Origin of the sequence: Haliea alexandrii (genome assembly GCF_003719295.1) — a bacterium.
GTDB lineage: Bacteria > Pseudomonadota > Gammaproteobacteria > Pseudomonadales > Halieaceae > Haliea > Haliea alexandrii.
This window is the reverse complement of the sequence record NZ_RFLW01000002.1, coordinates 799,566-815,764: the sequence shown is the minus strand read 5'-3', so window position 1 is coordinate 815,764 and position 16,199 is coordinate 799,566. Positions and strand designations below refer to the sequence as shown.

14 protein-coding genes are annotated in these 16,199 nt (G+C 63.9%); 7 read left to right on the top strand and 7 right to left on the bottom strand.

Annotated features, from left to right (window positions below; translation table 11 throughout):
- Nucleotides 1–82 precede the first annotated feature (82 nt).
- The gene (locus EGJ68_RS11995) at nt 83–502 is read right to left on the bottom strand and encodes a rubrerythrin family protein (protein WP_027948358.1); all 420 of its coding nucleotides are present in this window, start codon (nt 500–502) and stop codon (nt 83–85) included.
- A 126-nt stretch (nt 503–628) separates the two neighbouring features.
- Here EGJ68_RS11995 and EGJ68_RS11990 point away from each other — a divergent pair, with 126 nt between their 5' ends.
- A complete protein-coding gene (locus tag EGJ68_RS11990; protein WP_123034885.1) occupies nt 629–1,534 on the top strand; it encodes a hydrogen peroxide-inducible genes activator in 906 nt (301 codons plus the stop codon).
- 46 nt (nt 1,535–1,580) lie between these two features.
- Here the strand turns inward: EGJ68_RS11990 and dbpA are convergent, their stop codons facing one another.
- Together dbpA and EGJ68_RS11980 are read right to left on the bottom strand one after the other, a co-directional pair.
- Nucleotides 1,581–2,972, bottom strand: coding sequence for an ATP-dependent RNA helicase DbpA (dbpA, locus tag EGJ68_RS11985; protein ID WP_123034737.1), 1,392 nt, complete (start codon nt 2,970–2,972; stop codon nt 1,581–1,583).
- A 75-nt stretch (nt 2,973–3,047) separates the two neighbouring features.
- Nucleotides 3,048–5,183, bottom strand: a complete 2,136-nt coding sequence (locus EGJ68_RS11980; RefSeq protein ID WP_123034736.1) for a YgiQ family radical SAM protein — start codon at nt 5,181–5,183, stop codon at nt 3,048–3,050.
- Nucleotides 5,184–5,348: 165 nt separating this feature from the next.
- On the opposite strand from EGJ68_RS11980, the gene EGJ68_RS11975 reads away from it, so the two are divergent.
- The gene (locus EGJ68_RS11975; protein ID WP_123034735.1) at nt 5,349–7,190 is read left to right on the top strand and encodes a hypothetical protein; all 1,842 of its coding nucleotides are present in this window, start codon (nt 5,349–5,351) and stop codon (nt 7,188–7,190) included.
- A 3-nt stretch (nt 7,191–7,193) separates the two neighbouring features.
- Here EGJ68_RS11975 and bioA read toward each other — a convergent pair whose 3' ends face one another.
- Both bioA and EGJ68_RS11965 read right to left on the bottom strand, forming a co-directional pair.
- A complete protein-coding gene (gene bioA, locus EGJ68_RS11970) occupies nt 7,194–8,477 on the bottom strand; it encodes an adenosylmethionine--8-amino-7-oxononanoate transaminase (RefSeq protein WP_123034884.1) in 1,284 nt (427 codons plus the stop codon).
- Between the two features lie 20 nt (nt 8,478–8,497).
- Nucleotides 8,498–9,130, bottom strand: coding sequence for an arylesterase (locus tag EGJ68_RS11965; protein ID WP_123034734.1), 633 nt, complete (start codon nt 9,128–9,130; stop codon nt 8,498–8,500).
- Between EGJ68_RS11965 and EGJ68_RS11960 the strand changes: the two genes are divergently transcribed.
- Nucleotides 9,129–9,794: an ABC transporter ATP-binding protein gene (locus tag EGJ68_RS11960; RefSeq protein WP_123034733.1), complete on the top strand. Its 666-nt coding sequence runs from the start codon at nt 9,129–9,131 to the stop codon at nt 9,792–9,794. The two genes, EGJ68_RS11965 and EGJ68_RS11960, sit on opposite strands and share 2 nt — an antisense overlap.
- Before the next feature lie 3 nt (nt 9,795–9,797).
- A complete protein-coding gene (locus EGJ68_RS11955; protein ID WP_332888883.1) occupies nt 9,798–12,272 on the top strand; it encodes an ABC transporter permease in 2,475 nt (824 codons plus the stop codon).
- Nucleotides 12,273–12,288: 16 nt separating this feature from the next.
- On the opposite strand, the gene EGJ68_RS11950 is transcribed toward EGJ68_RS11955, so the two are convergent.
- Both EGJ68_RS11950 and EGJ68_RS11945 read right to left on the bottom strand, forming a co-directional pair.
- Nucleotides 12,289–12,918 carry a TetR/AcrR family transcriptional regulator gene (locus EGJ68_RS11950; RefSeq protein WP_123034732.1) on the bottom strand — a complete coding sequence of 210 codons (630 nt, stop codon included), beginning with the start codon at nt 12,916–12,918 and terminating at the stop codon, nt 12,289–12,291.
- A complete protein-coding gene (locus tag EGJ68_RS11945) occupies nt 12,919–13,899 on the bottom strand; it encodes a malate dehydrogenase (RefSeq protein ID WP_123034882.1) in 981 nt (326 codons plus the stop codon).
- A gap of 128 nt (nt 13,900–14,027) precedes the next feature.
- On the opposite strand from EGJ68_RS11945, the gene ttcA reads away from it, so the two are divergent.
- From ttcA to ccmB, 3 genes are read left to right on the top strand one after another with little or no spacing between them, the layout of a single operon-like run.
- Entirely contained in the window at nt 14,028–14,870 is an 843-nt protein-coding gene (gene ttcA / locus EGJ68_RS11940; protein WP_123034881.1) for a tRNA 2-thiocytidine(32) synthetase TtcA, read from the top strand.
- Complete coding sequence (gene ccmA, locus EGJ68_RS11935; protein WP_233248782.1) at nt 14,871–15,491, top strand: cytochrome c biogenesis heme-transporting ATPase CcmA; 621 nt, start codon at nt 14,871–14,873, stop codon at nt 15,489–15,491.
- Nucleotides 15,488–16,174 (top strand): heme exporter protein CcmB, encoded by a 687-nt coding sequence (gene ccmB, locus EGJ68_RS11930; RefSeq protein WP_123034731.1) that lies wholly within the window; start codon nt 15,488–15,490, stop codon nt 16,172–16,174. Before ccmA ends, ccmB begins: the two co-directional genes overlap by 4 nt.
- Nucleotides 16,175–16,199 lie beyond the last annotated feature (25 nt).

Here is a 16,199-nt window from a genome sequence, read left to right as displayed (position 1 = left end):
CACGAAAAACGGGTTCGCGGGGGCGCCACGAACCCGTTCTCAGGTACAGCCAGAGTGGCGTCGGCAGGTGCCGGCAGCCGGTTCAGGCGTCCAGCGTATCCAGTGCTTTCTGGAAGCGGTTGGCGTGGCTGCGCTCTGCCTTGGCCAGCGTCTCCATCCAGTCGGCTATTTCATCAAAGCCTTCGTCGCGCGCTGTCTTTGCCATGCCCGGGTACATGTCGGTGTACTCATGGGTTTCACCGGCAATGGCCGCCTTGAGGTTGTCAGCGGTGGCACCGATGGGCAGGCCTGTGGCGGGATCACCGGTTTCCTCCAGATACTCGAGGTGGCCGTGTGCGTGGCCCGTTTCGCCTTCCGCCGTTGAGCGAAATACCGCCGCCACATCGTTGTAGCCTTCGACATCAGCTTTGGCCGCAAAATACAGGTAGCGACGGTTGGCCTGGGATTCACCTGCAAACGCATCTTTGAGATTTTGTTCGGTTTGACTGCCTTTCAAGGACATGGCGTTTCTCCTGTTGGCGATAGAGTGCCGACACTGACGTGCGGTGTTAATAAACTAGGCTATCGCTTGCTATTCGTCCAGCTTGAAAAGTGGTTAAATCTGCGTGAGAAAAGCGATTGAATGAGCATGAGCAGACAACCGACATTGAAGCAGTTGCGCTACCTCTGCGCGGTGGCTGAGTACGCCCATTTCGGCCAGGCGGCGAAGGCCTGCCATGTCAGCCAGTCCACGTTGAGTGCCGGTGTTCTGGAGCTCGAGGACACGCTCGGCGTGTCACTGGTGGAGCGCAACAACCGGCAAGTGTTGCTGACCACACTGGGCGAGGATGTGGTGCGCCGCAGCCAGGATCTGCTGCGGGAGGTGGAAGACCTTGTGACCCTGTGCGATGCGGCAGCCGAGCCTTTCTCGGGCAAAATGCGCCTGGGTGTTATTCCGACCGTGGCGCCGTTCATCCTGCCGCGGCTGCTGAACCGTCTGCGTGAACAGTACCCCGCATTTCAGCTGTTTATCCGCGAGGATCTCAGCCAGCATCTGGTCACGGCGCTGCATCACGGGGAGCTGGATGTACTGCTTCTGGCGCTGCCGTTTCCGGCGGAGGGTGTGGAAACCATGCCTCTGTTCAGCGATGATTTCCTGCTGGCCAGCCCGCCCGGCCATGAACTGGCGGGGCAGCCTGTGGTGCGCACGGCGCAGTTGAAAGGCGAGGGGCTGTTGCTGCTCGAGGATGGTCACTGCTTGCGTGAGCACGCACTGGAGGCCTGTAAACTGCGCGATTCCGATGTGTCGGTGCCCTACCAGGCCACCAGCCTCAATACGATTGTGCAAATGGTAGCAAACGGCATCGGCATTACCCTGTTGCCGCGCATGGCCCTGGATGCCCATATACTCTCAGGTACCAACGTGTGTATCAGCGAGTTCAGCGAGCCCAATGTCGCGCGCAGCATCGGCTTGATGTGGCGGCGGAAAACACCGCGCCGGGCCGAGTTCCGCTTATTGGGTGACTTTGTCAGCCGCTGTCACGCGGGCCCTTGAAGCGCCGCCACGGCAACGTGTGTGCGTGCGGCAAGGTCGCCGCGATCTAGTCGCGTGTGTCCAGCGCACGGGCACGCACGCTGCGCCCCTTCAGCTTGCCTTGCTGAAGTTTGTACAGGGCATCGCCGGCGGCAGCGCGCGCTACCGCAACAAACGCACAGTTGTCTTGCAGGGTAATCTTGCCCACGGCACTGCCGTCAACACCGTTTTCTCCCGTCAAAGCGCCCAGAATGTCCCCCGGGCGCAACTTCTGCTTCTTGCCCGCACCGATCTCCAGGGTCACCATGGGCGGTTTGTAGCCCGGCTGTTCCAGCACGCTCGCCGGCGGTAGCGCCGCCGGGGTGACAGGCTGCCCCAGCAGTGCCTCGAGCTTCGCCAGTTTGTGCTGCTCCTTGTCGCTGAACAGAGTGCAGGCCAAACCGCGCCTGCCGGCACGGCCGGTGCGACCGATGCGGTGAATGTACACGTCGAGGTCACGCGGGATGTGGTAGTTGATCACCGCGTCCAGTGCGTCGATGTCCAGGCCGCGCGCGGCGACGTCGGTTGCGACGAGCACGGACAGGCTCTTGTTGGCGAACTGGACCAGGGTGCGATCCCGGTCGCGCTGTTCCAGATCGCCGTGCAGGGCAAGCACACTGAAGCCACTGCGGCGCAGGTCGCCGGCGACGGCGGCACACTCCTGTCGGGTGTTGCAGAACACCACGGCGGAATCGGGTCGCTGCTGCAGCAAGAGTTGGCGCAGTGCGGTCATGCGCTCGTCGTCTGCGACCCGGTGAAAAGCCTGGGCGATGGTGCCACTGTCATGGGTTGACTCGACCTGCACCTGCAGTGGTTCCTGCATCACGCGCTGTGCGATGTCGGCAATCCCCGCTGGAAACGTGGCGCTGAACAGGAGGGTCTGCCGCGGTGCGGGAACGTACTCTAGAATGGCATCCAGCGACGGCTGAAACCCCATGTCGAGCATGCGGTCGGCTTCGTCAAGTACCAGGGTGCGCAGCGCCGCAAGTTTCAAGGTACCTTTGCGCAAGTGCTCTTCAATACGTCCCGGCGTGCCGACAATGATGTGCGCTCCGTGTGCCAGCGAGCCAATCTGCGGGCCAAAGGCCACGCCGCCACAGAGGGTGAGGATCTTGATGTTGTGGATGCCGCGTGCCAGGCGCCGCAATTCGTTGGCGACCTGGTCGGCAAGTTCTCGTGTGGGGCAGAGCACCAGCGCCTGCACCGCAAACTGCTTGACCTCCAGTTGTTGCAGCAGCCCCAGTCCGAAAGCTGCGGTCTTGCCGGAGCCGGTTTTACCCTGGGCGATGACATCCCGCCCGGCAAGAATCGGCGGCAGGCTTTTTGCCTGTATCGGCGTCATCCGGTGGTAGTCCAGCGAGTCAAGATTGGCCAGCAGGTCGGGGTGCAGCGGCAGTGCGCTAAAGGATTCAGTGCTCACGGGAGGGTCCTGTTTCGGTGTAATGCCGGCCTGGCGGCGGTATACAGGGTGCTGTGCTGCAGCCCCGGGGCTGACTCAGCGCCGCTTGCGTCGCGCCGGGTTGCGGGGCAGTCCATTGTGCTGGGTGGCGAAAGCGCGCGTGCCGGCGGGGACGGTGGCGTGGCGCTTGGCCGGTTGCCGGGGCGGTACCAGGTGCAGCTTGCCATTGCCGATCAGGTCAGCCCGGCCCATCTTCTTCAGCGCAGTGCGCAGTTCGGGCCAGTTTTCCGGGTCGTGATAACGCAGGAAGGCCTTGTGCAGTTGGCGCTGCGACAGTTTGCGCACGGTGGGCATGGAGTCGCTCTGCCGGCTGACGCGTTTCAACGGGTTCTTGCCACTGTGGTACATCGCGGTGGCGGTGGCCATGGGCGAGGGGTAGAACGTTTGCACCTGGTCGGCGCGGAATTTGTTGCGCTTCAGCCACAGGGCAAGGTTCATCATGTCCTCGTCCCGGGTTCCCGGGTGTGCGGCGATGAAATACGGGATGAGGTACTGTTGCTTGCCGGCTTCCCGGGAGTACTGCTCGAACATGGCCTTGAAGCGATCGTAGGTGCCCATGCCGGGCTTCATCATCTTCGACAGCGGCCCGTCTTCCGTGTGTTCCGGGGCAATCTTCAGGTAGCCGCCCACGTGGTGCTTGACCAGCTCCTCCACGTACTCGGGCGTTTCCACCGCGAGGTCGTAGCGCAGCCCCGAGGCAATCAGCACTTTTTTCACGCCACTCACGGCACGGGCACGGCGGTAAAGGCTGATCAGCGGTGTCTGGTCGGTGTTCAGGTTCTTGCAGATGCCGGGGTACACGCAGCTCGGCTTGCGGCAGGCCGCCTCGATGGTCTTGCTCTTGCAGGCCACGCGCCACATGTTTGCGGTGGGGCCGCCGAGGTCGGAAATAACCCCGGTGAACGCTTTGGAGGTATCGCGAATACGCTCGACTTCGCGGATGATCGAGTCCTCGGAGCGGTTCTGGATGATGCGTCCTTCATGTTCCGTAATGGAGCAAAAGGTGCAGCCGCCGAAACAGCCACGCATGATGTTCACCGAGTGGCGGATCATCTCGTAAGCCGGGATGCGCGCATCACCATAACTGGAATGGGGCAGCCGTGTGTAGGGTTGCTCGAATACGAGGTCGAGCTCATCGGTTTCCAGCGGGATGGGCGGCGGATTCAGCCACACATCCCGGTCGCCGTGGGCCTGCACCAAGGGGCGGGCGTTGTAGGGGTTGGTTTCCTTGTGCAGGATGCGCGAGGCGTGGGCATACAGCGCCGGGTCGTCGCGCACCTGTTCGTAGGCGGGCAGGCGAATGACCGCCTGCTCGTCCGCCTCGGGCCGGTCCAGCAGACGCACCGGTACCACTTCCAGTGCCTCGCTCTGGCCGGCTTCGGAGGCGTCTGCACAGGCGGGGCTGCTGGTGTCGATATACGGGTTCACCGGCGGGTCGATGGGGCCGACCAGGTCGATACTGGTGGAGTCTATGACCCGGTAGGCCTCAGGCAGGCGCTTGCAGACATAGGCTGTGCCGCGCACATCGCGAATCTGTTTTACTGGCTCGCCGGCGGCGAGGCGGTGCGCAACATCGACCAGGGCACGCTCCGCGTTGCCGTAGAGCAGCAGATCGGCCTGGGCGTCGAGGAGAATGGAGCGGCGCACCTTGTCGCTCCAGTAATCGTAGTGCGCAATGCGTCGCAGGCTGGCCTCAATGCTGCCGATGATCAGGGGCACATCCCGGTAGGCCTCACGCACTCGCTGGCTATACACGATCACCGCTCGGTCAGGGCGTTTGCCCCCCACGTTGCCCGGTGTATAGGCGTCGTCGTTGCGCCGTTTGCGGTCGGCCGTGTAACGGTTGATCATGGAATCCATGTTGCCCGCAGACACGCCGAAAAACAGGTTGGGTCGCCCCAGTGCTGTGAACGCCTCCGCGCTGGTCCAGTCCGGCTGGGCGATGATGCCCACCCGGAAACCCTGCGCCTCCAGTGTGCGCCCCACAACCGCCATGCCGAAACTGGGGTGATCCACGTAGGCATCGCCGGTGACAATGATGATGTCGCAGCTGTCCCAGCCCAGCGCATCCATCTCCGCGCGGGACATCGGCAGCTCCGGGGCTGCCCCATAGCATTCCGCCCAGTACTTGCGGTAGGAAAACAGGGGTTGTGTGCTGTGGCTGTTGGACATGACTGTGGCTGGTGAACGGTAGCAGAATGACGAGGTAGTATACGCGATTGCAGCGCCTCCTGCCGCGTGACCCGGCGTGCCTGGCGGTATTATTGCGCATCCGGGCCATGTCGGGATCGACTCTGGTAGAATTCCGCGCTCATTTCCGGAGTCAGATAGTTCCCCATGACCACTGATGTTACGCCAACAGTCTCTTCCGACCACGCGCCCTTGGTCGCCTTTGCCAACTGTGAACTCGTACGCATAAGCGACACGGCGGTGCTGGTGATCAATCGGGACAACAATCGCCAGTTGATGATGTCACCGCAGGTGGTGCAGGGCCTCACCACCTGCACCACGTTTCGCACCATTGAAGAGCATGCCAGCGTGCTCGCGGCAACACGCCCGGAACTGCAGGGGCGTCCTGAGCTGGCTGTGCAGGCTCTGGAGGGGCTATTGGCCAACGGCATGCTGTTGCGGGCCGGGGATGCTGCCGCACGTCTGTCGGGGGGCGCTGGCAGGGCACCCGCAGCCACGCGCGTCTTTGTGATTACCTGTGATCGCCCTGCTGCGGTGGAGCGGCTGCTGGAGTCGCTGTTGCGCAACGGCAAGTTATCGCGCCACGAGTCGCTCTACCTCGTCGACGACTCGCGCCAGGCCGAGTGCCGCGCTGCCAACCGGGAGCTGGTGGCCGCTTTCAATACACGCAGCCCCACCGACATGTACTACGTCGGGGAGGAGGCGCAGCGCGCCCTTCTCGACGGGCTCATTGCCGCGCAGCCCGCCGCCGAGAACGGCCTGCGTTTTCTCCTCGATCCGGCCCAGTGGTCCGGCCACAAGACCTATGGCCGTGCGCGCACGCTGTGCCTTTTGCTGTCCGTGGGCTACCGCGCCATCATCATGGATGATGATGTGCTCTGCCAGGCGGTGTTGCCGCCGGTGACCGAGCCCGGCCTTGCCATTGGCGGTATGGCCTCGCGCCAGGCCGCTTTTTTTGCGGACCGGGACGAACTCGCCCGAGCGGCGGTGCCGGCGGACTTCGACCCTCTCAGCGGCCACGCCAGTTTGCTGGGGCGCACCGTCGGCGCCGTGGTGGAAGCGGCGGGGCAGGGCAGCTTGGCGGAGGAGCAGCTGCGGGGCGTTAACGCCTCGCTGGCGAGCGTGCTGGAGGCAGACGCGCCGATTCTGGTGACCCAGAGTGGCTCCTGGGGTGACCCGGGTACGTCATCCGCGCACTGGGTGCTCTCCCTGCAGGACGCCTCCCTGACCCGGCTGCTGGGGCAGGAGGCATCACTGGTGGACATCATCGAGAACCGCTGCAACTGGCTGGGAAGCCCCCGTCTGTCGCTGATCAAAGTGGCGTCGATGTCGCAGATGACGGGGTTGGATAATACGGCGCTGCTACCGCCGTATTTTCCGGCTTTTCGCGGTGAGGATCGGCTGTTCGGGGCCATGGTGGAAGCGATCCATCCCCGCGCCTGCTCGCTGGAGTACCCCTGGTGCGTGCCACACATGCCGTTGGAAGAGCGCCACTTCAGTATCCGTGAACCGATCGCAGCCACTGGCGGTATTCCATTGTTCGCGCGCTACCTCACCGACCACATCGACTACAAGGACGCCTCCGGCCCATTGTTGCGCCTGCGCCATGTGGCGGAGGATGCACGACGGATTGCAGCGCGTTCGGACCGCGACCTGTTACTGGACTTTCGCACCGAGGTGGCGCACAGCCACGCCAGTCAACTGGGGATGATCGGCAACCAGCAGCAGAAAGCGGTGCAGGTGGGCTCAGAGGCCTGGCAGGCCTATCTGCAGCGCGCCCTGGGGGAAATACAGGCGCTGCTGGCGGAACAGCAGTCCCCGGTTATGATGCGGGGTGTGCCAGCGGGCAGTAGCGAGGCAGAGCTGCTGCAGGTCTTCCGCCAGTATGCCTGTGGCTTCGCGGATGCCCTGGAGCACTGGGCCGCCGTGCGCGACGCCAGTGCCGCCGTGCTTGAGCGTCTGCAACAGGCTGGCGAGTTTATGCCCTGAGGATTACCTGGCCGCGCACACCTCGGCTACCGTAGCCACCATGGCCGAGGTGAGTGTGGCCAGGTCGTCGTCCTGCATGATGTAGGGCGGCATGCAGTAAACCAGCCGGCCGAAGGGTCGCACCCAGACGCCCCGCTGTACGAACAGCGGCTGCACCTCCCGCATGTCCACGGGCTCTGCAAGCTCGATAACACCGATCGCACCCAGGGTGCGCACATCGGTGACGCCGGGCAGGTCCCGCGCCGGCGCGAGCCCGCTCTCGAGGCCGCGCTGAATGCGCTGCACACAGCGTTGCCAGGGCTGTGACAGCAGCAATTCCACGCTGGCCACGGCGGTCGCACAGGCCAGCGGATTGCCCATGAAGGTCGGTCCGTGCATGAAGGCTCCGGCTTCGCCGCCACTGATACCGTCGCTGATGCGGCGGGTACACAGGGTGGCCGCGAGCGTCATGTAGCCGCCCGTCAGCGCTTTCCCCAGGCAGAGTATGTCCGGCTCCACACCGGCGTGCTCGAGGGCAAAAAGCTTGCCGGTGCGGCCGAAGCCGGTAGCGATTTCGTCGTATACCAGTAGCACGTCGAAGGCGTCACAGAGCGCCCGCAGGCGCACCAGATAGTCCGCCGAGTAGAAGCGCATGCCGCCGGCACCCTGCACGACCGGCTCGACAATCACCGCTGCCAGTTGCCGATGGTGGGTCGCCAGTAGTTCCTCCATGGCCGCCATCGCGCTGTCGTCGCAGGTTTCTCCGAAGGGGGTGGTCGGTGCCGGGGCGAAATGGTGTTGCGGCAACACATCGCCGAACAGGTGGTGCATGCCGGTGACCGGGTCGCATACGGACATCGCGCCAAACGTGTCGCCGTGATAGCCGTTGCGCAGGGCGACGAATTTCTGCTTTTCCGGGTGGCCGGTCGAGTACCAGTACTGGATGGCCATTTTCAGCGCGACTTCCACGGCCACGGAGCCGGAGTCACTGAAGAACACCCGTTCCAGCGCAGGGGGCGTGATGTCCGCCAGCAGCTGTGCGAGGCGCACGGCCGGGGCGTGGGTCAGGCCGCCAAACATGACATGCGACATGGACTCGAGCTGGGCCTGTGCGGCCCGGTTCAGCACCGGGTGGTTGTAACCGTGGATAGCGCACCACCAGGACGCCATACCGTCGATCAGCTCGCGACCGTCGGTGAGGGTGAGGCGCACCCCGCGCGCGCTGCGCACAGGATAAACCTCAGGCGGATCAATGGCGGATGCGTAGGGGTGCCAGATATGGGCGGCGTCGGCAGTTTGCAGCTGCATCCAGTCGGGTGCTGTTGCGGTCACAGAATCTCCAGCAGGCTTGCGATAATATTGTCGAGCATCAAGGGTTGTGCTGCGGCGGTAGGGTGAATGCCATCATCCTGCATCAGCGCGGCATCTGTGGCGATACCGTCGAGAATGAAGGGCCCCAGGCGTGCGTCGGTTTGTTGCGCCACGGCGGCGAAACTCTCCCGAAAGGCAGCGGTGTAGCGCTTGCCGTAGTTCGGGGGGATCTCCATGGGCAGCAGCAACACTGTGGCGCCACTGTCTTCGGCCAGTTCCGCCATGCGCAGCAGGTTGCTGCGAATCCGGGCGGGTGGGTGGCCGCGCAGGCCATCGTTGCCACCCAGCTCCAGCACCACCACCCGCGGGCGGTGTTGCGCCAGCAGGTCTGGCAGTCGGCGCAGGCCACCACCCGTGGTTTCGCCGCTGATGCTGGCGTTGACCACCGTGTAGTCAGGGTGGCTGCTGCGCAGTTGTGCGGCAAGCAGGCTCACCCAACCCTGTTCCAGAGACATGCCGTAGGCCGCGCTGATACTATCACCCAACACAAGCAGGGCTTTCTCGGCCAGGGCCGACTGCGGCATTGCCAGCAGCAGACACAATCCGGCGGCGCGTGAAGTGCGTATCAGTGCGAAAAGGAATCGCGACATGATCAAGGCTGAAAATCTCCAGAAACGGGTGCCCATGGCGGGCAGCGAGCTGGAGATACTGAAAGGGATCACTCTGGAAATCAAGTCGGGGGAGTCGGTGGCCATCATCGGTGCCTCCGGATCCGGCAAATCCACATTGCTGGGCTTGCTGGCCGGGCTGGACGAGGCGAGTGCCGGCAGGGTGGTCATCGACGGCACCGACATCAGCGCGTTGGACGAGGATGAGCGCGCGCTGTTTCGCGGGCAGCATGTCGGCTTCGTGTTCCAGTCATTCCAGTTGTTGCCGGCCCTGACCGCGCTGGAGAACGTCATGCTGCCGCTGGAGTTACAGGGGCAGGGCAAGGCATTGACGCTGGCGCAGACCTTTCTCGAGCGGGTGGGCCTGGGTGAGCGTATCCAGCACTATCCGCGGCAGATGTCCGGCGGTGAGCAGCAGCGGGTGGCGATTGCCCGCGCCTTCGCCAACACGCCATCGATCCTGTTCGCGGACGAGCCCACAGGTAACCTGGATACCGCAACCGGAAGTCACATCATCGACCTGCTGTTCGAACTCAACCGCGAGCAAAATACCACCCTGGTCCTGGTGACCCATGACCTGAGCCTTGCGGAGCGCTGCCAGCACCGGTTTCGTCTGGAAGCCGGCGCCCTGATTGACGGAGACTGAGCCATGTCGATGACTGCAACGCGCATGCTGGCGCGTGACTGGCGTGGCGGCGAACTGGGTGTTTTGGTGGCAGCGCTGGTACTGGCGGTTGCCGTGGTTTCCGGCATCAGCGCCTTCACCACGCGCCTGCAAACGGCACTGGCGCAGGAGAGCCACCGTTTCCTCGCCGCAGACCGGGTGGTGCGCAGTGGGCGCGAGGCGCCGGCGGACTGGTTGCAGGAGGCGTCGCGTCGGGGCCTCGGTACCGCACAGGTACTCACGTTTCCCTCCATGGTCTACGCGGGTGACGAGGGCATGGTGCTGGCCTCCGTCAAGGCGGTGAGCGATGCTTACCCGCTGCGCGGAGCGCTGCGCTACAGCGAGCAGCCCTTCGGTGATTTGATCACCGGTGGCCGTGGGCCCGAACCCGGCACCGTGTGGCTGGACTCGCGGCTGTTTCCGCTGCTCGATGTTGCGATAGGCGACACCGTGGCGGTGGGTGAGGCGGCGTTTCGGGTGGTGGCGGCGGCGCGCACCGAGCCTGACCAGGGCGGCTCTTTCCTCGGCCTGGGGCCGCGCGTATTGATGCATTACGCCGATATCGCCGCGACCGCCGTGGTACAGCCCGGCAGCCGGGTAGAATACCGCCAGCTGTATGCCGGGGAGCCCGCTGCCGTCGAGAGCTTTGAGCGCTGGCTGCAAGCGCAACTCGGGGAAGGGCAGCGGCTGCTGGATGTGAATGAGGGGCAGCCGGGCCTCGGCGAGGCGCTGCAGCGAGCCGAGAGCTTTCTGTTGTTGGCGGGCAGCCTTGGCGTGGTGCTCGCCGGCGTGGCCATCGCGCTGGCCGCTCGTCGCTTCAGTGAGCGTCACAACGATTATGTCGCCATCATGAAAAGCCTGGGTGCGACGTCCGGCAGCATCACACGTCTCTACGGTCGCAGCCTGTTCCTGCTCGGTTTGTTGGCCACTCTGTTGGGTTGCTCGCTGGGCTGGGCGTTGCAGTCAGCCTTCTTCAACCTTTTCGGCGACCAGTTGCCGGTGGCGCCCGGGCCCGCGGGCATTCGTCCTTACGGTATTGGCGCCGCCACCGCGCTGGTCTGCCTGCTGTGTTTCGCCTGGCCGCCGCTGCGCCGCTTGAGTCAGGCCAGTCCATTGCGTGTGCTGCGTCGCGACATGCCACAGGAACAGCGGCGCACCCTCACCGATTACGCGGTGGGCCTGGCCGCCGTATCCGGCCTCATGTGGTGGTACAGCGGTGACTGGAAAATCACCCTCGCGGTGTTGAGCGGGTTGGCCGCCACTGTGTTCCTCGGGCTCGGCCTGGCGCTTACACTGCTGCGCGGCGGCCGCCTTGTGGGTATGAGTGCCGGCAGTATCTGGCGTCTGGCGCTGGCGGGCCTGCAGCGGCGTGGCACCGCCAATGCGCTGCAGGTGGTGATATTTGCCATGGCTATCATGTTGCTACTGGTGTTGCTGCTGGTGCGCACATCGCTGATAGATGCCTGGCAAACCCAGCTGCCGGAAAATACCCCTAATCATTTCGCCTTGAATATTGCCCCTGAAGACGTGCAGGGCGTGGAGCAACTGCTGCGCAGCGGCGATATTCCCGGGGCGCCGCTGTACCCGATGATACGCGGGCGCATCCTGTCGGTGAACGGTGTGGCCCTGCCGCAGACGGACGACCCCGAAGAGGGGCGCCGTCAGCGCGAAGCCAATTTCACCTGGGCAGACACGTTACCCGGAGATAACCGCCTGCTGGAAGGCCGCTGGTGGGCACCGCGCAGCGATGCCGCCGAGGTGTCGCTCGAAGTCGAGTTTGCCGAGCGCTTCGGCGTGGGGTTGGGTGATAGAATCGGCTTTCAGGTGGGGTCAGAGCCCTTCGAGGCCACGGTCACCAGCATTCGTGAGTTGGACTGGCAATCCTTCAATCCCAACTTCTGGCTGGTATTTCCGCCGCGCCTGCTGGCCCCGTACCCTGCGACCTTCATGACCAGTTTCTATCTGCAGCCGGCGCAGAAACCGTTTCTGAACGGGTTTATTCGACAGTTCCCCACGGTCACGGTGGTTGAGATGGATGTGGTGGTTGCGCAGGTACGCGGCATCGTCAGCCAGGTGTCCTCGGCGGTGGAGCTGGTGCTCGCGGTCATCATGGCCGCGGGCGCTCTGGTTCTGGTGGCGGGTGTGCAGGCCAGCGTGGATGCCCGCATGCACGAAAGCTCGATTCTGCGTGCCCTGGGCGCCCGCCGGCGCCTGGTGCTGGGTGGCCTGTGGATCGAGTTTGCCGCGCTGGGGGTGTTCGCCGGCGTGCTCGCCACCGTGGGGGCAGAGTTGTCTGTGTATATCTTGCAGGCCCAGGTCATGGGCATGGCTTATGCCCCTTCGCCCTGGGTGTGGCCCGTGGGTATCGGGGGCGGCGCGCTGCTAATTGCTGGCCTGGGTGTGTTCAGTTGTCGGAAAGTGGTTTCCAGCCCGCCATTGGCCGTGCTGCGCGAGCTCTAGGCGCTGCGCTCAAGGATCAGTGCGTGCTGATGCCGTCGATAAAGGTTTGCACGCTCAGCTGAATTTGTCGCTGCAGGTCAATGTGGCGCCGGAACAGCTGGGGGGCGTCAACCAGCAGGGTGGCGAGGCCGTGAATGCCAGCCCAGGCCGCGTTGGTCAGGTAGGCGAGGTCGAGTTCACGGAAGGTGCCGCGCTCGATACCGTGCTGGAGGATGGACTGCACCTGCTGGAAGGTGTCGCGGCTTGCCTCGCGCAGTTCCGGGTAGGTCTCAGCGGGTTGTACGGCGGGCCCGAACATCAGCTTGAACATTTGCGGGTAGCGTCCGGCGTAGGCCACGTAGCTGTTCGCCAGTGCGTGCAGTTGTTCCTCAGGGCAATCGCCGGTTTCCTCCGCCGCTTGACGCAAGTCGTTTAGCAGGCGTCGGTAGCCGACCGCCGCCAGCGCGGCGAGCAGGTCGCCTTTGTCGTTGAAGTGCCGGTAGGGTGCTGTCTGCGAGACGCCGACACCGCGGGCGAGCGCCCGCAGGCTCAACGCGTCGGCACCGGCAGTCTCGAGCTGCTCCAGTGCCGAATCCAGCAGTTCCGCCCGCAAGTTGCCGTGATGGTAGTTGCGTTGCCGGGCGGCTTGCGGTTCAGAAGCCGTCATTCAGGGCAGCAAATGCGCAACGGCATCGCGTTCCTCGGCCAGTTCCTGCTCGGTGGCCTGCATTTTGCCGCGGCTGAAGTCGCCAACGTCGACGCCCTGGACGATTTCCCAGTCGCCGTTGTTGCAGCGGCAGGGGAAGGAGTAGATGAGGCCCTCGGCAATGCCATAGGACCCGTCGGAATAAACGCCCATGGAGACCCAGTCGTCACCTTCCGTACCCAACGCCCAGCTGCGCATGTGGTCGATGGCGGCGTTGGCAGCAGAGGCGGCCGAGGACGCACCACGGGCCTTGATGATTGCCGCGCCACGCTGTTGCACCGTGGGAATGAAGTCGCCTTCGTACCATGCCTGATCGATCAGGGTGATGGCTTTGCTGCCATCGACTTCAGCATTGAACAGATCGGGGTACTGGGTGGCGGAGTGGTTGCCCCATATGGTCATCTTTTTCACGTCGTTGACGGTTTTGCCAGTCTTCTGCGCAATCTGCGTCATCGCGCGGTTGTGATCCAGGCGGGTCATGGCGGTGAAGTTGCGCGGGTTGATGTCCGGCGCATTGCGCTGGGTGATGAGGGCGTTGGTATTCGCCGGGTTACCCACCACCAGTACCTTGATGTTGCGGCTGGCGTGCGCGTCGATGGCCTTGCCCTGCACCGAGAAGATGGCGGCGTTGGCTTCCAGCAGATCCTTGCGCTCCATGCCGGGGCCGCGGGGGCGTGCACCCACGAGCAGGGCGTAGTCGGTGTCCTTGAAGGCGACAGCGGGGTCGTCGGTGCAGATGATGTTGGTCAGCAGCGGGAACGCGCAGTCGTCCAGCTCCATGCGCACGCCGTTGAGGGCTTCCATGGCCGGCGTGATGTCCAGCAACTGCAGGATCACGGGCTGATCGTCGCCCAGCATGGCGCCGGAGGCGATACGGAACAGCAGCGCGTAGCCAATTTGGCCGGCGGCGCCGGTAACGGTCACTCGAACAGGTGCTTTCATGGGCAGGGAGTCCTCAAGGGTCGGGTTGATGGCAAACAAGGGGGCGATATTGTCGAGTGAAACGGGTGAAAAAACAAGCCGCTGCCTGTAAAATGCGCCGCTTCCGGGTGATCAGTGGCAGGCGGCTAGTGCGCGAGCTTTCCAGAAAAGAAAGAACCGAATTCAACAAGTTGCAAAAGCGCTTGCGGCGTAATGTGGGCAATGCCATCGCCGATTACAGCATGATTGAAGCCGGTGACCGGGTTATGGTGTGTCTGTCCGGGGGCAAGGATTCCTACGCCATGCTGGACGTGCTGATGGCCCTGCGCAGCAGCGCACCGGTGGACTTTGAACTGATAGCGGTCAACCTCGACCAGAAGCAACCCGGCTTTCCGGAGCACGTGCTGCCGGCCTACCTGGAAGCGCTGGATGTTCCCTATTACATCCTGGAGAAAGATACCTACAGCGTGGTGCGCTCGGTGATCCCCGAGGGCAAGACAACCTGCGGCCTTTGTTCGCGCCTGCGGCGGGGCAGCCTGTACGGTTTCGCCGCCGATATCGGCGCCACCAAAATCGCCCTCGGGCATCACCGTGACGACATCGTCGAAACCCTGTTCCTGAACCTGTTTTTCGGTGGCAGCCTGAAAGCGATGCCGCCGAAGCTGCTCAGCGATGACAAGCGCAACGTGGTCATTCGGCCGATGGCGTACTGCAAGGAAAAAGACCTGGTAGCCTATGCGGACTACAAGGCGTTCCCGATCATTCCCTGCAATCTCTGCGGTTCCCAGGAGAACCTGCAGCGGGTGCAGATCAAGCAGATGCTTGCGGACTGGGAGCGCCAGTACCCGGGTCGCACAGAAACCATTTTCCGCGGAATTTGCAACGTGGCCCCCTCGCAGTTGGCGGATACCGCCCTGTTTGATTTCAGCAACCTGCGCGCCGAGGTCGATCGCGACCTTCACCTGCCCGCCATCCGCGTCGTCAACCTCTAGGTGACAGACGGCGGCGCGGCAGATGGTGTATTGCTCAGTGCGTCTGGGTTGAGCCTGGAGCGCGGTGGCAGGGAGCTGTTCAGCGGCATAAGCCTGCAGCTGCGACGCGGTCAGCTGGTACAGATCGAGGGCGCCAACGGCGCCGGCAAAACCAGTCTGCTGCGCATTCTTGCCGGGCTTTCCCGCTACGGTTTCGCCGGGCATGTCGAGCACAGGGCCGCCCAGCTGTTCCTCGGCCATCAAAGTGCCGTGAAGGGGTTGCTTACGCCGCGGGAAAACCTGGCCTGGCACGTGGCGGGGGAGGCGGATTTCAGCGCGGCGGAGATCGACGCCGCGCTGGCGGCCGTCAACCTCTATGGCTACGAGGATGTGCCCAGCCACGCCCTTTCCGCCGGCCAGCATCGCCGCGTCAATCTGGCTCGGCTGTACCTGTCCCGGGCGCCGTTGTGGCTGCTGGACGAGCCCTTCACGGCTATTGACCGGGCGGGCGTCGGGGCACTGGAAGTGCGTCTGCTGCAGCACCTCGAGCAGGGCGGTGGTGTGCTCCTGACCTCACACCAGCCGGTTACCCTGGCCTACCCGTTGCTGCGGCTGGACCTCGCCACGGGTACCCTGCAATGACCCCTGCAGCCACTGTCACGTTCTGCCTGCGCCTGCTGCGCAGACAACTGGTGTTGGGGCTGCGCCGGCCGGTAGAGCTCGGTAATCCGCTGCTATTCTTTGCCATGGTGGTGGCGCTGTTCCCCCTCGGCCTGGGTCCCGCACCCGATACCCTGGCGGCGTTTGCTCCGGGTATCCTGTGGATTGTGGCCCTGCTCTCAAATCTGCTCACCTCCGATGCGGTGTTCCGCAGTGACCTCGAGGACGGTAGCCTGGAACAGTTGCTGCTGGCACCTCAGCCACTGTATTTCTCGGCGCTGGCCTATGTGCTGGCGCACTGGTTGCTCACGGGCCTGCTGCTGGGGCTGGCTTCGCCCCTGTTTGCGCTGATGCTGGGCCTTGCGCCGGGCGCTATTCCCGCGCTCGCGGCGAGCCTTCTGCTGGGCACCGCCGTGCTCAGCCTCATCGGGGGCATTGGCGCCGCGCTGACCGTGGGATTGAAGCGTGGCGGCATGCTCATTTCCCTGCTGATTCTGCCATTTTACATGCCGGTGCTAATCTTCGGCAGTGGCGCCGTGCAAGCGGCGTTGAATGGCAATCCGGCAGGGCCTTTTCTGGCGATTCTCGGGGCTCTGCTGTGTATGTCGATCGCGCTCGCCCCCATGGCGATCGCCGCGGGTTTGCGTATCAGTGTCGATACCTGAGCGATTTCGTGCAATTTGGATTGTT

What these genes read in the sequence shown, in the direction of transcription:
- EGJ68_RS11995 (WP_027948358.1), bottom strand. Translation starts at nt 502, where the DNA reads ATGTCCTTGAAAGGCAGTCAAACCGAACAAAATCTCAAAGATGCGTTT.
- EGJ68_RS11990 (WP_123034885.1), top strand. Translation starts at nt 629, where the DNA reads ATGAGCAGACAACCGACATTGAAGCAGTTGCGCTACCTCTGCGCGGTG.
- EGJ68_RS11980 (WP_123034736.1), bottom strand. Translation starts at nt 5,183, where the DNA reads ATGTCCAACAGCCACAGCACACAACCCCTGTTTTCCTACCGCAAGTAC.
- EGJ68_RS11975 (WP_123034735.1), top strand. Translation starts at nt 5,349, where the DNA reads ATGACCACTGATGTTACGCCAACAGTCTCTTCCGACCACGCGCCCTTG.
- bioA (WP_123034884.1), bottom strand. Translation starts at nt 8,477, where the DNA reads ATGCAGCTGCAAACTGCCGACGCCGCCCATATCTGGCACCCCTACGCA.
- EGJ68_RS11960 (WP_123034733.1), top strand. Translation starts at nt 9,129, where the DNA reads ATGATCAAGGCTGAAAATCTCCAGAAACGGGTGCCCATGGCGGGCAGC.
- EGJ68_RS11965 (WP_123034734.1), bottom strand. Translation starts at nt 9,130, where the DNA reads ATGTCGCGATTCCTTTTCGCACTGATACGCACTTCACGCGCCGCCGGA.
- EGJ68_RS11955 (WP_332888883.1), top strand. Translation starts at nt 9,798, where the DNA reads ATGTCGATGACTGCAACGCGCATGCTGGCGCGTGACTGGCGTGGCGGC.
- EGJ68_RS11950 (WP_123034732.1), bottom strand. Translation starts at nt 12,918, where the DNA reads ATGACGGCTTCTGAACCGCAAGCCGCCCGGCAACGCAACTACCATCAC.
- EGJ68_RS11945 (WP_123034882.1), bottom strand. Translation starts at nt 13,899, where the DNA reads ATGAAAGCACCTGTTCGAGTGACCGTTACCGGCGCCGCCGGCCAAATT.
- ccmB (WP_123034731.1), top strand. Translation starts at nt 15,488, where the DNA reads ATGACCCCTGCAGCCACTGTCACGTTCTGCCTGCGCCTGCTGCGCAGA.